The organism is Microcoleus sp. POL10_C6, assembly GCF_036701585.1.
Lineage (GTDB): Bacteria > Cyanobacteriota > Cyanobacteriia > Cyanobacteriales > Microcoleaceae > Microcoleus.
The window spans coordinates 175319-187983 of the sequence record NZ_JAUBRB010000001.1 but is presented as its reverse complement, the minus strand read 5'-3'; the positions used below and the strand labels follow the sequence as shown (position 1 = coordinate 187983).

The 12665-nt window shown below is 45.5% G+C and carries 14 protein-coding genes; 6 read left to right on the top strand and 8 right to left on the bottom strand.

Annotation, left to right across the window (positions count from 1 at the left end; translation table 11 throughout):
• Window positions 1–74: 74 nt before the first annotated feature.
• Window positions 75–1271 carry a site-2 protease family protein gene (locus QUA34_RS00700; RefSeq protein WP_333383269.1) on the bottom strand — a complete coding sequence of 399 codons (1197 nt, stop codon included), beginning with the start codon at window positions 1269–1271 and terminating at the stop codon, window positions 75–77.
• 80 nt (window positions 1272–1351) lie between these two features.
• A complete protein-coding gene (gene psaK / locus QUA34_RS00695) occupies window positions 1352–1636 on the bottom strand; it encodes a photosystem I reaction center subunit PsaK (protein ID WP_333040629.1) in 285 nt (94 codons plus the stop codon).
• 133 nt (window positions 1637–1769) lie between these two features.
• On the opposite strand from psaK, the gene QUA34_RS00690 reads away from it, so the two are divergent.
• Window positions 1770–2417 carry a phosphoribosylanthranilate isomerase gene (locus QUA34_RS00690; RefSeq protein WP_333383266.1) on the top strand — a complete coding sequence of 216 codons (648 nt, stop codon included), beginning with the start codon at window positions 1770–1772 and terminating at the stop codon, window positions 2415–2417.
• 133 nt (window positions 2418–2550) lie between these two features.
• Here the strand turns inward: QUA34_RS00690 and QUA34_RS00685 are convergent, their stop codons facing one another.
• Window positions 2551–2865, bottom strand: coding sequence for an acylphosphatase (locus QUA34_RS00685; protein ID WP_333383264.1), 315 nt, complete (start codon window positions 2863–2865; stop codon window positions 2551–2553).
• 59 nt (window positions 2866–2924) lie between these two features.
• Between QUA34_RS00685 and QUA34_RS00680 the strand changes: the two genes are divergently transcribed.
• The 3 genes from QUA34_RS00680 to QUA34_RS00670 all read left to right on the top strand — a co-directional run bounded on the left by QUA34_RS00680 (window position 2925) and on the right by QUA34_RS00670 (window position 5157).
• On the top strand, window positions 2925–3476 hold the full coding sequence (locus QUA34_RS00680) for a CPBP family glutamic-type intramembrane protease (protein ID WP_333383261.1): 552 nt from the start codon (window positions 2925–2927) through the stop codon (window positions 3474–3476).
• A 45-nt stretch (window positions 3477–3521) separates the two neighbouring features.
• Complete coding sequence (locus tag QUA34_RS00675; RefSeq protein ID WP_333383258.1) at window positions 3522–4856, top strand: HEAT repeat domain-containing protein; 1335 nt, start codon at window positions 3522–3524, stop codon at window positions 4854–4856.
• A gap of 64 nt (window positions 4857–4920) precedes the next feature.
• A complete protein-coding gene (locus QUA34_RS00670; protein WP_333383255.1) occupies window positions 4921–5157 on the top strand; it encodes a hypothetical protein in 237 nt (78 codons plus the stop codon).
• A 166-nt stretch (window positions 5158–5323) separates the two neighbouring features.
• On the opposite strand, the gene QUA34_RS00665 is transcribed toward QUA34_RS00670, so the two are convergent.
• Both QUA34_RS00665 and QUA34_RS00660 read right to left on the bottom strand, forming a co-directional pair.
• Window positions 5324–7222 (bottom strand): BamA/TamA family outer membrane protein, encoded by a 1899-nt coding sequence (locus QUA34_RS00665; RefSeq protein WP_333383252.1) that lies wholly within the window; start codon window positions 7220–7222, stop codon window positions 5324–5326.
• 156 nt (window positions 7223–7378) lie between these two features.
• A complete protein-coding gene (locus QUA34_RS00660; RefSeq protein WP_006634481.1) occupies window positions 7379–7579 on the bottom strand; it encodes a hypothetical protein in 201 nt (66 codons plus the stop codon).
• A gap of 159 nt (window positions 7580–7738) precedes the next feature.
• Between QUA34_RS00660 and QUA34_RS00655 the strand changes: the two genes are divergently transcribed.
• Both QUA34_RS00655 and QUA34_RS00650 read left to right on the top strand, forming a co-directional pair.
• Window positions 7739–8569 carry an alpha/beta hydrolase gene (locus QUA34_RS00655; RefSeq protein WP_333383249.1) on the top strand — a complete coding sequence of 277 codons (831 nt, stop codon included), beginning with the start codon at window positions 7739–7741 and terminating at the stop codon, window positions 8567–8569.
• A 129-nt stretch (window positions 8570–8698) separates the two neighbouring features.
• The gene (locus QUA34_RS00650) at window positions 8699–10180 is read left to right on the top strand and encodes an ATP-binding protein (protein WP_445242781.1); all 1482 of its coding nucleotides are present in this window, start codon (window positions 8699–8701) and stop codon (window positions 10178–10180) included.
• A 125-nt stretch (window positions 10181–10305) separates the two neighbouring features.
• Here the strand turns inward: QUA34_RS00650 and QUA34_RS00645 are convergent, their stop codons facing one another.
• The 3 genes from QUA34_RS00645 to QUA34_RS00635 all read right to left on the bottom strand — a co-directional run bounded on the left by QUA34_RS00645 (window position 10306) and on the right by QUA34_RS00635 (window position 12601).
• Window positions 10306–10659 carry a slr1659 superfamily regulator gene (locus tag QUA34_RS00645; RefSeq protein WP_333081064.1) on the bottom strand — a complete coding sequence of 118 codons (354 nt, stop codon included), beginning with the start codon at window positions 10657–10659 and terminating at the stop codon, window positions 10306–10308.
• A gap of 66 nt (window positions 10660–10725) precedes the next feature.
• Window positions 10726–11334 carry a DUF6272 family protein gene (locus QUA34_RS00640; RefSeq protein WP_333215643.1) on the bottom strand — a complete coding sequence of 203 codons (609 nt, stop codon included), beginning with the start codon at window positions 11332–11334 and terminating at the stop codon, window positions 10726–10728.
• A gap of 31 nt (window positions 11335–11365) precedes the next feature.
• Window positions 11366–12601 (bottom strand): adenylate/guanylate cyclase domain-containing protein, encoded by a 1236-nt coding sequence (locus QUA34_RS00635; RefSeq protein ID WP_333323501.1) that lies wholly within the window; start codon window positions 12599–12601, stop codon window positions 11366–11368.
• Window positions 12602–12665 lie beyond the last annotated feature (64 nt).

Here is a 12665-nt window from a genome sequence, read left to right as displayed (position 1 = left end):
AATGTTTGAACCCTGAGTGACAAAGTTGGCTACATCTTAACTTATCACTAATCCCCCTTACCTATGCCCAATTTTTAATTTTCCTGTGCAGTTTTGGCGATCGCACTTAATTTCAATCCCTGCGGATAGCTGTTTTCTTCTTTGCTGCGCTTGATGTCGGCTTCGGAAATCTGCGGTTTGAGGTATTTTGCCAAAACTTTAACCACGTCGCCCCGATCGATCGTCCCCGCTACTGAACCAATCGGCGAGAGGACGATGATTCGGGGGAGTTGACGGGCTTCCATGCTGTTAATTACTTCTGCGAGGGATGCTTTTTCCGAGACTGTGGGGGTTTTTCCCAGGGGTTTCAAAATGTTGTGCAAAGTCTGAATTGGCCATTGACTGCGTTCTGTGAAGCGGATATCGTCGATCGACACTAAGCCCAAATCCCGGCCATTGGTCGCAGCAATGTAAAATGGAAACGGATTGACTTCTAACAAATAGCGATCGGCAAATTCTCGCAGAGTCAAATCTGCATCTACAACTCGAAACTCGCGGATCATCGCATCGCTGGCTTTAATTTTGAGTAGGGCTTCTTGCAGCGAAGTAACTTGGCTATAAGCCGTGGCATTGCGAATGCCAAACCAGCCGATCAGCGCAATCCACAAGCCGCCGTACTCGCGCGCTAAAAAGCATAAACTCAGACCCAAAGCAACAGCCAGCCAACCTAAAACTTGTCCGGTTTTTGCCGCCCAGCGAACGCCGGCAAATCGAGAGCCAGTGATTTTCCAAATTGCTGCTTTTAAAACTTGTCCTCCATCCAAAGGTAGACCGGGAATTAAGTTAAATAATCCCAAAACGAGATTGATTAGTGCTACCCTTTCGGTGACAATTGCTAACAAACTTTTCGGGGGAAGAACTTGAGAACCCAAACCGAGGATTAAAAACAACGCAAAGCTGACGAGAGGGCCGGCAATAGCTACTTGAAAAGCTTGACCGGGAGTTTTTGATTCCGAGTCGATCGAAGCTACTCCGCCAAATAAGAATAAGGTAATAGAATTAACTTTAATGCCTTGCGATATCGCCGCCAAGCTGTGTCCGAGTTCGTGCAAGAGCACGGAAGCAAACAGTAGCAGAGCTATTGCTAACCCCGCACTCCAGGAGAGCGCAGGCCCCCACAGGCGGTAACTGCTGGCGTATTCGCGGGTTGCTAAGGCTAAAATTATAAACCACGAATAATCTATAACTAGGGGGATGCCAAATAAAGAGCCGATTCGCCAACCTGTCTGCATGAAATTTCCTGGGAAAGGAGAGCAAGAAAGAGTTTCTATTATATCTTTTCTACCCCTTGCCTTTGCCTTTCCCCTGATTTTTACAGAACTCCGGCGTTACCCAAGCCCAAGATTACTCCGGCTCCGAGCAAGTGACCGAAGCTGGCTGTTGCCAGCAATTCTGGTACGCCGAAGCCTTTGAACATTCCAGGGAGTGCAACGGGTAAAGCTGGGCCCTTGCCTCGGTTTTGCTTGGAGATGCCGTAGTAGCCGATCGTGATCGCCAGCAAATTGCATAAAATCATTGTCAGTCCTACCAGTGGCGACCACTCCGGTGTTGAGGGAGCGGTAGATTGTACGGCTAACAGCAAAGATGAGGTGATCATGTTCTTATTTCCTGATTTCACAGATAAATTGATTTCCAAGATTATAAAAAGCGGTTTGCATTAAACTAAGATTTGTTTTAATAGTTAACAATTCGTTGATATTTTGATACAACTGTGGAACCGAGGAGGAAGAGTGCGGGTTAAAATTTGCGGAATCACTAAATTAGACCAAGGAATTGCGATCGCCCGCTTGGGAGCCCAAGCTTTGGGGTTTATCTGCGTGCCGGCTTCCCCGCGCTATGTCAGCCCAGCAACAATTCGCCTGATTGTCGAGCAGTTGCCGGAAAATGTCGATCGCATCGGCGTTTTTGCCAACACCACAATAGAAAATATCTGTCAAGTAGCGGCAGAGTCAAATTTAAGCGGGGTGCAGTTGCATGGAGATGAAACAGCGGAATATTGCGATCGACTGCGGGAGTTTTTGCCGGGAATTGAAATTATCAAAGCCCTGAGAGTTAAGACTCCTGAAACTTTAGCCACCGCTGCTGTTTATGCTGTTCGTGTCGATACTTTACTGCTGGATGCTTACCATCCAGGGCAATTGGGCGGTACTGGTAAAACGATCGACTGGATGATGTTATCAGAGTTTAGACCGCAGTGTCGTTGGCTGCTGGCGGGCGGTTTAACACCCGATAATATTTTAAATGCAATTGATAGCGCGATCGGCAATAACTTCAGCGGTGTTGACCTTTCGAGCGGCGTAGAAATAGCGCCAGGAGATAAAGATTTGACCAAAGTTGCTCAGTTGTTTGCTAATTTAACTCAACTTGCTCATCATTGATAAATTGGCAATACCAAATTCGCGCTTTTTATCGAATTTATTCTTTAGTCTGCTTGGGCGAAGCCTGCCGTAGACTAGGCAGACTTCGTTTGTATAGTAGCGGTTTCAACCGCAGTTTATTTCCTTTATTGTTTTATCGGCGGATCTCAAAAGTGCGTGAAGCGGAGCTATCGCCAAGGGAATCGCCCTCCGGGTCTTCGTATTCCAAAATCAACTCACTAACCGTAGCACCGCTGGGGCCGCGGCGGCACCAACTAATCATTCCTTCCACAGCTTTTTTGGAGCCTTCAAAGACAGCCTCGACGCGCCCATCGGGGAGATTTCTTACCCAGCCGCCCAGGCCGAAATACTTTGCTTGATTCCTCGTTGAATATCGGTATCCTACTCCTTGAACTAATCCCGAAACAAAAACGCGGACTCTGACGGGCGGCAATGATTGGTTTTGCATAATAAACGGCTCAACTTACTGCTAACATCTGTTTGAAAATTTTAAGGATCAGTTTGATTATGTTAAATTTTAGTGCGATGGCGCTGCTGGGATTGCTCGTACGCCGCGTCACCCTAGCTTTTTCAACTATTCCCGATTTCACTGATTGGCTGGTTGCAGCTATGCTCACGCTGGTTTACACTTTGATCGCGCTTCCTATCGGTTTTTGGTCGGGATTTTTGAAAGTTGATTTGCAAACCTCCAGGCCTACAATTGTGGGAGTGCTCGTTGGCTGTTTGTTAAGTCCTGGCATCACCGAGGAAGTATATTTCCGCGTGTTAATGCTGCCACATCCGTTAGAGAATGCTTCTGGGTTAATGCTATGGTTTTGGGGATGCGCGAGTTTGGCGGTTTTTGTAGTTTACCACCCGCTGAACGCGCTAACTTTTTACCCGGTTGGTCGATCGACCTTTATGAATCCAGTATTTTTGCTACTGGCGGCAATTTTGGGAGTTGCGTGCTCCCTCGCATACCTGCAAAGCGGTTCTATCTGGCCTGCGGTGGCGGTTCACTGGCTCGCAGTGACAGCCTGGCTGTTGCTACTGGGCGGTTACAGGAGGCTATATGGTTAAATGTAAAAAGTCCAGCATCACTATTTTGTCGGGAGGATCTCAGTTGTGGGTATCATAGGAGCGATCGTAGGTTTTTTGGCAGGGGTAGCAGTTGCTTACTGGTTAGTGGAAAAGCGCTTAAAGAAGCAAAAGCAAGAATACTTGCAGCAAACTCGCAGAATTAGTGAGGAAATAGAATTAGCTCAGATGTCTCGGGTGCAACAAGCTGTCGAATCTCAGCAAGGAGAACGGGAAAATCAGCTTAGAAAAGCTACTATCGAACACGAAAATTTACTCAGACAAGTTACTACCCAATACGAAAACCAGCTCAAACAAGTTGCGGCTCAATACGAAAATCAGCTCCAACAAGTTCGGGCCGAACGCGACAGTCAGCTCCAACAAGTTTTGGCAGAACGCGACAGTCAGCCCCAACCATTTGCCAGCGTAGACGAGTACGAGCTGCGACGACAAATCAGCGAAGAATTAGAAGCCGCTAACAATGCTAGGATGCAGCAAAATATCCAATCTTTGCAAGCAGAACACGAACATCATTTACTTAGAGTTGCTGACGAATTGCATCTAAATTATCAAGCTCAGATGGAGCAACATTTGCAAAACTTGCAAAATGAACACGAAATTCGCTTGAGGCAAATTGCCGAGGAATATGAGAACCGCGAGGTTGAGATGCAGTTAAATATGGAGGCTTTGCAAGAGCAATACGAGAGTCAGTTACAAGCGGCTCACGAGCAGTTGAGAGAGCACGAAGCTCAGATGCAAGCTACTATCAGATCTTTGCAAGAGCAGTACGAAAGTAATGTACAACAACAAGAAGTCCCGGAGCAGCAGTTCAGTCAGTTAAATTCAACAGAATTTGCCGAAGGTTTATCACAAGAAGAAGTTTGGCAGGAACTGTCAAGTGAGTTAAATCAAACAGAAGTTGAAGAAGAGTTAAATTACACAGATTTTTCGGAACCACAACCAATTGATTTACATCAACCAGCAGTCGAACAACAGCTTCCAATTACCAGACAAGCACCAAGCTATTCCCTACCGCAGTTGATGGGATGTGTTCAAAGTGAGGACAAAGAAACCCGCAAGTTTGCAGCGTCGGCTTTAGGTAAAATGGCTGCTGCTAATGCTCTGAGATCGGAAGGTCAGCGAGCAATAGAAACCTTGGGAAAATTAGCTCAAGATCTTCACCCGGAGGTGCGCGAAGCTGCTGTGGAAGCACTAGCAATGATTAAGTCTGAAAAAGTGATTCCGCTGCTACAAAAAGCTTTGCGAGATATAGATAGCGGTGTGGCTAAATCGGCAAGTGCTGCGCTCAATAAGTTTAAGTTTTATCCGCGCACTCCGGCGGCTAAGCCGAAAACTGTTGATGTGAAGAAACCAAAGCGTTAAGCATTTACGAGCATAAATCAATATAGCAATTGTCAATTGCCTACAACACAGTAGGGATACAACATTGTGGTATCTTTACCGAGGTGCTGTATTTCACTCAATTTCGATTACTACTACAAACTTTGGAGGTTGGGCTGAGGAAAGAAATCAAACTCAATTATTCGATCGACAATTTACCCTATCCTTAGCAGAAATCACCGACACCCCGCCAGCCGAGGCCGATAAGTTTGATGATGTCCGGCCAACGGCTTTGGCGGCAATTGAGTCGCCCAAAATCTGTTTCACACTGTGGGTTAACTGATATCGTTTCCCGTTGCATCGGAATAATAAAATCGAGTCAACAGTTAACTCTCAACCATTCAGTTTTTCGACCCGCCCGTCAACAGTCAACAGTCAACAGTCAACAGTCAACAGTCAACAATTCCGAAGGAGTGCAACCGGAATTGATATGATCTGTTGCACTATTGTTAAAACCGTTGCTTTGTACCGAGTATAAATTTGAGGTCGCCGGAGTCGCTAACAGCCATATCTAAGCGAATTAATCCAAAGGACGATCGCACCCTCACACCCACCCCAACACCCGCCCCAGTCCCCGGTTTGTCCCTAACTACAGCCGGTTTTCCGAGTACACTATCTCCCGTTCCCAAATCCGACGCAAAATCAACAAATATCACGCCGCCAACATCTTGACCCACAGGAAACCGATATTCACCCGAAGCCAAAAAATAACTCCGGCCGCTGCCAATATCCCCGCCGTCGTAACCCCGCACGGAATTGCGGCCGCCGAGGCGAAAAGCTTCCGTTGGTGGCAAATCCCCGATTACCGTCCCCGCTTGCAAGTTAAAAGCCAGCATTTCGGGCAAGGCTTCGGACTCGCTGATGCCGAACAAAGTTACTGGTACATACTGTATATAATTTGCTAACAGCCGATTACTCACAATGTTACCTCGTCCCAGAGGTATCGACTGCTCGGTGCTGAGGCTGAGAATCGAGCCGCTGGTGGGGTTGAAGGGATTGTCCCGCCGATCGAGCATTGCGCCAAAAGAAACAGTGTATAACTCGTCAACGCCGCTGCCGCTGAATGTGAGAGGATTGCCGAGTTCGTCGCGGCGGGCGATATTTAAGTTGCGATCGCGCGTGCTGATATTTGTATAATTCAGTCCCAAAGTCGATTGCCAATCGCCCAAAGGTCTGGTAAACCTGAGATTTCCCCCCACCCGAATTTCCCGAACTCGGTTCCCGTTGGGCAAATCAATATCTTTATTGAAAATTTCCGATATTCTGCGATCGCCAAAAGCTCTCACACTGTATCCCAAACGGTCTTCGGCGGCAACGTAAGGGCTGACAAACTCGACATCGTACTGGATACCTCGGAGGCTGGGTTCAAGTTCCACCGCTAGCCGCTGGGGGTTGGTACCGAAAGTTCGATCGGTATACGAAAGAGGAACAGCAACGCCAACATCATCACTAAGAGTGGCACTCACGCTAAAAGAACGAGCCGATCGCTCTTGAACGTTGTAGATTACATTAACATCCGTGCCAACTTCTTCGATCGAAACCGTAACCTTGTCAAACAATCCCAATTGCTGCAACTGCTGTAAATCCGATCGTACAACTTCCCGGCTGTAGTTATCCCCCGCCTTGAGTTTGAGCTCACCTCGGATAAAATCTTCCGAAATTCTGCCCTCAATTGGATTCCCTTTTTTATCAACAGCTTCGCCTCGGGAATTGACAAAGCGAATTTTTACCTCTGCAACATAAACGCCCTCAGCATTGGCCGCTTGACTGATTTGTAGAGTACCGCCTAGCTGTCGGGCGTTGCTGTTTACTGCTTCGGGGATTTCGGCGTTGGCCGCGATCGTCGCCGGAGTTTTGAACAGAGATGTAAAATCTTTATGGTGGCTGGACTTGAGTGAGGGAGATTCCCTAGGGGAGAGCTGCGCCGCGCGTACTTCTGGAGAAGCTGCGAGCTCATCCGATGCCGACAAATCCTGCACAGTTGGGTTCACCTCATCCGATTGGTGACTATTTAAGACTGGAAGCGATAACAAATGTCGCTTGTCATCTAGTCTAGATCCCCCTAAATCCCCCTTAAGAAGGGGGACTTTGAGCATATTTCTTGTCCCCCCCTTATTAAGGGGGGCTAGGGGGGATCTAGACTTCGCTACAAACAACAGAGATGGTCGGTTTGACGTTAAGTTGTCACCGATGACCTCATCCTCCTCCCTCTGCGCCCTCTGCGCCTCTGCGGTTCCCTCTCTAAACTCCGCCTCAGTCGGTGCGGCACTCGGATCGATCGCCTGCGCTGCCAATTCGCCACCAGCCAGCGCCGCCAAAGTCAAAAATGCAATAACCGGAATTCGCATAGACATTAAATTTAAAACACACCGAACGCATATTACCCAAAACCGGGCCCCTGCATAATTAGCCGAAAAGAAACCCGGTATTGTTGAGGCTACCGGGTTTCTGGGATGCTGAAATATGGGAAAGTTCGATCGACCGCGGGCGATCGTTAAATTTGTTTAAATAGCTTGTCGAGAAACACGTTTCTCAAAATGAGCCTGAGTCTGCTGCAACAGTTGTTCGCGACTATCCTTAGCGGTGGTAATGGTAGGGAGCAAGTTGCGAGCTTGTAACGTCATGTGAAGCTGTAGGTGTGCTACGTACTCACTGACATCTTCGCGAAGAGAGCAAGCCGGGTACTGTTTTAAAGTAGAGTTCAAAGTGTTCTCCTGCTTTGGGTTTGTAGTGTTTTCTAATAACCATAGACAATATCATGGTCTATTTCTAACTGTGTACTCCGTAATGAAGTTTAACGTTTGAACTGCTTTTTTGTTACAATCCTTTACAAAGGTATCTTACCTATTAGGAGTCGATCACCCATGCAGTCTCAAGCACTTCGAGGACAAACGCACACATTAACTACATTTGTCAATAGCACCACCCAAACAGCCGCCTACCTCGACATCGGGTGCGGCAGACCCTTATTGATGCTGCACGGTTTCTTAGGAGAAAAGACTTGCTGGCTGCCGTTAATTGAGTTATTGCAATCTCAGTTTCGGTGCATCAGTTTAGATATGTTGGGTTTTGGAGAATCCAGCAAACCAGAAATCCGCTACGACGTAGCTGTAGAAGTTGCTTTTGTGCGGCAAGTTGTAGAACAACTAAATATCGAACCCTGCTGCATCATCGGACATTCTTTTGGCGGTTGGGTAGCATCTGCATATTCCCTAAAATATCCTAATGCTGTCAGCAGTTTAGTATTAGCAGCCCCAGCGGGAATTCGGGACGATAGTTTTTGCGGTCAATATGATGCTTTGCGACCGCTGTTGTGGGAAACCCCAGCCGTTGATTGGGCTTTGCAGTTGGCAAAACCTTTTGCTAGTTTAGCTGGAAAAAGTGAGAAATTGCAGCAAATTTCCGGGTGGCGCAAGGAGTTAATGTCTCAACCAGTAGCAAGGTCATTTTTAATGAGTCGGATGCGCCCGGAAGACGCAGTTGATACAGTAGAAAAAGAAATTCAAAAATTGCAAATTCCTACCTTAGTTATCGCAGCAGATAGCGACGAAACAATTCCTCTATGGCACTGTGAAACCTATGCTAACGAGATACCGGGGGCAGAGTTAGTAATTATTCCCAATGCTGCTCACGGGTTGCCGCAAACTCAAGCTCAAATTATGGCGAAGTTGACTTGTGAATTTTTGAATAATTAAGAAAAACTGTGCAAGAAGCCGAATTATAAAAATTGTGATAAGCCACCAATTGAAAATAATTGTGTTTTAGTATACTACTTTATTAGGAAATACAGAATATATTGATTAGTGTCTTGTACAATTTTTTTTATGGCTCTTAAATCTTGTGTCAGCAGGAGCTACAGACATTTAGTGGAGTCGGGGGTATTACCAATGGCAGCACTGAGCAACTACTTTAATCTGGAAGAAATTACGACAGCCAGAAAAATTAGTGCTGCGGTAATTAACATCAGCGGCCGCCAGCGAATGCTGTCCCAACGAACGGCTTTTTTTTGCATGAGGTTAGTTTGCTCTCAGAATGGGGTAGAAAGAGCCAAACTGCGGGGCAATTTGTTAGAGGCGATCGAGCTTATGGAAAAATCGCACCGCGACTTAATTAATATTGGCAGCAGCGTCAACTTAGTGAGTCCCCCTTCACCCGCCCTCAAGGCAATGTATTTTGAGCCACCACTGTATTTAGACAAACAAGTGCGCGCATATATCGATCGAATAAAAGCACTGGTGCAAGTTCCTGATCCCGAACTCATGCTGGAAAACCCCCACCTGCTGTACATTGTCGAAGCAGCGGGCGGCGACTTGCTAGAAGCTTTCGATGCCGTGGTGAGTCAATACCAGCAAGAAAGCGAAATCGAACAATTTGAAATCGACCTTAAACAGGTTGAACTTTATCAAGAAAGTTGTGCTGCTACCTCGAAAGCGGAAGCTCAAGCCGCCCAGCTCGATCGCGCACTTTGCGAACTAAAACAAACTCAAGCTCAACTCCTCCACAGCGAAAAAATGTCTTCGCTGGGGGCGCTAATGGCTAGTATCGTCCACGAAATTAATAACCCAGTTAGTTTTATTTACGGCAACTTGAGCCATGCCGCAATTTATACTCAAGATTTGTTGAACCTGCTGTGTCTCTATCAAGAATGCTATCCCAATCCGTGTCCCGAAATCACAGCTAAAATCGAAGAGATAGATCTTGATTTTCTAGTTGAAGACTTGCCTAAAGTTATCTCTTCCATGCAAATGGGTTCCAATCGCATTCGCGAAATTGTCAAATCTATGGGCAACTTTTCGCGAACCGATAATAGTAACATGACCATGTGCGATTTGCACGACAGCATTGACAGCACCGTGTTAATTTTGCGAAACCGTCTCAATTCTCAAATAGACCGTCGCGACATTCAAGTAGTTAAAAATTATGGAAAATTGCCTCCTGTAGAGTGTTATTCAGGACAGCTAAATCAAGTATTTATGAATCTAATTACCAACGCGATCGATGCTTTGGACGATGCATCACAAAATCAGCCCCATGCTGCGCTAAAAATTTTGATCAGCACAGAATTAGCTGGCCCCGATCGGGTGAGAGTGCGGATTGCTGACACGGGAACCGGAATGACACCAGAGATAAAAGAGCGAATGTTCGAGCAGTTTTTCACCACCAAGGAAATTGGTAAAGGTACCGGTTTAGGATTGTCTATTGTCTACAAAATCTTAGTAGAAAATCACCGAGGATCGCTTCGGTGCGAGTCTGAACCCTGCAAGGGAACCGAGTTTATCATTGAACTGCCGATCCAGCAAACTTAAGCAATTTACTAATCATCCAAATTTATGTATTTTAACTGTGTGTGGCACGGGCGTCACGCCTATGTTAACTGTGTGTGGAACGGGCGTCCCGCCTGTATTAACTGTAGTTAAAATTTACACATATCCTACGCTAATTCGAGCTTCAAAGTTGGCAACAGCTTTTCTAAATTTCTGAGAGATTTCTGTTGCCAGGGAACATCATTTGAACCCAATACCAAAAGTTGAATCGTTTTCTTTTTCCGAACGGCAATGACAAACTTCGACAGCATACTGATACCAGAACTGTTAACAAATTCCAAATTTTTTAGGTTCAAGGTAATAGTAGGCGGTTCGGGATTGGCGACCTCATCTAACAATTCGACTATTGGCGCATACTCTGCGGGGCCGCTCAGGCTCAGTTCGCCTTGGAAAGTGACTGTGACTGATTCTGGATCGTACTGAATGCTGTAATCTTCACCTTGAATTTCTTGAATACCCATTGTAATTTTGTTTCCTGACTAAAATAGTGCGATCGCACAAGAGAGTAAATATTGAAATGCTAGCAACTAGACCCTAATTTGAACCACAGTCGTAACAATGATGGTATCACTATCTGGTCTGCGCTCGAATTTCCAACCTATCTTAGCTGAATAGTCATTAATCATCGTCAGCAATCCCAATCCCGATGTGTCACTTTCCGATTCCGCATTCTTTTCAAGCTGCTGCAAATAAAGTTCATTGGGATCGGAAGCCAGAATTTCTTCAATAAACTCCTTCAATTTATTTGCCCTTTCTGGCTTGACACTATTACTGGCAAAAATTATCGCCGTCACCTCTGTTTCACCAATAAAATGTATACCAAATCTGACCTTGTAATTGGTATCATCGTTATTAAATTTTATCGCATTTTCTAAGAGTTCGTTTGCCACATAGCTCACAGCTCCCTTGCTTTCTTTTATCCGTTTCTCGCTGCTAGCATCCTCCTCATCCACCGGTAGAAAGCTAGACAAATAATCGGCTACAAAATGAGCTGAAAGCCTGTTATTGCGCCAGCGCTGTTTGATGGGGCGAGAACTGGGGGTAAATGTAAGTTCTAGGGAGTCGTGTTCAGGAGGAAATTCTTCAATGAATTCTCCAAAGATTTGTGTCATTGTTTTTAAGCTTCCAGATGTCATGATTTTTCTGCCTCCAATTGATGTATCAATGTCACTTCTGGGTAAATTTCCACACGCCATTCCAGTTAGCAGGAAGACTCTTTTCTAACAGCGATTGGAGGCGTTTTAGGTAAAGTTGACTGGGCTTGTCATCTGGATTTAGCGCCACTATCTGTTCAAAACAAACTATGGCCTTAGCAAAATTTCCCTGACAATATTCTTGGAGTCCCTCCTCAAATATAGGCAAAGTTTGAATTTTGAGCGATCGCACTGGTTCTACTTCAACATCTAACACCTCACAAACTGAAATGGCTTCTTGTCTACCTTTGACAATAGCCCGATCCAAAAAACGGATATGATACTTTTCGCGTTGACTCAAACGTTGTACCACATCTCCAGAAATTAATAAAGATACGCCATAATACTTAGTCAAACCTTCCAGACGAGCTGTGAGATTGACATGATCTGAGATCGCATCTGCTTGCATCCGATTTGCATCTCCAATAATCCCAACCATCGTATCACCCACATGGATACCAATGCCAATCTTCAGCGGTATATCCCCATTTATTTTACGGCTTTGATTGTATTTCTGCAACTGCTCCAACTTCACAATTCCTGCCTGAATAGCATCATCCACGCCATCAGGAAAAACTGCCATGACTCCATCTCCAATATACTTGACAATAAAACCATTGTGCTTACGAATTTCGGGACTAATTTGCTGTAAATAGTTATTGATGAAGTCAAAGTTTTCTTGAGGAGTCATTTGCTCCGCCATCGTGGTGAAGGAACGCATATCGGAAAACATAATTGCCATCTCTTTGCTCACGTGATCTCCAAGCTGGAAATCAACCATGCTTTGCTTGCCGAGAAATTGGAGAAATTCATCGGGAACAAAACGTCCGTAAGCCTGCAAAAGTTTCTCTAATTCTTGTTCCCGCGCTTTCACCGTTTGGACCATATGCGAGAATACCTGTGCCAGTTCTCCCAGTGCATCACTGCGCGCTGCCACATCTGACAATATCTGGGGTTGAAAGCTATTGTTTTTTACAGCAATAGCTGCATCTATAACCTTTTTTACCTGCTCGATGTAAGTCTGCATCTCTCGGTTTTTATTACGGATCTGGTTTTCCAGATCTGTGGAGTGTTGTGTAACAATTTCTACTAAAGTTTCATAGCTGTTTTTTTCATCCTCGACTTCCTCAAGTTTTTGGCTCAACTCCTGTAGCTGGTTATGGAGTTCTTCTGGAGATTTAGATGGTGCTAAATTTATTTGTGGTTTCATAATTTATACTTCCGAATCTGGAAGCGCAAAGTTGTTTGACTTCCTCGCTGTAAATTATTATAAC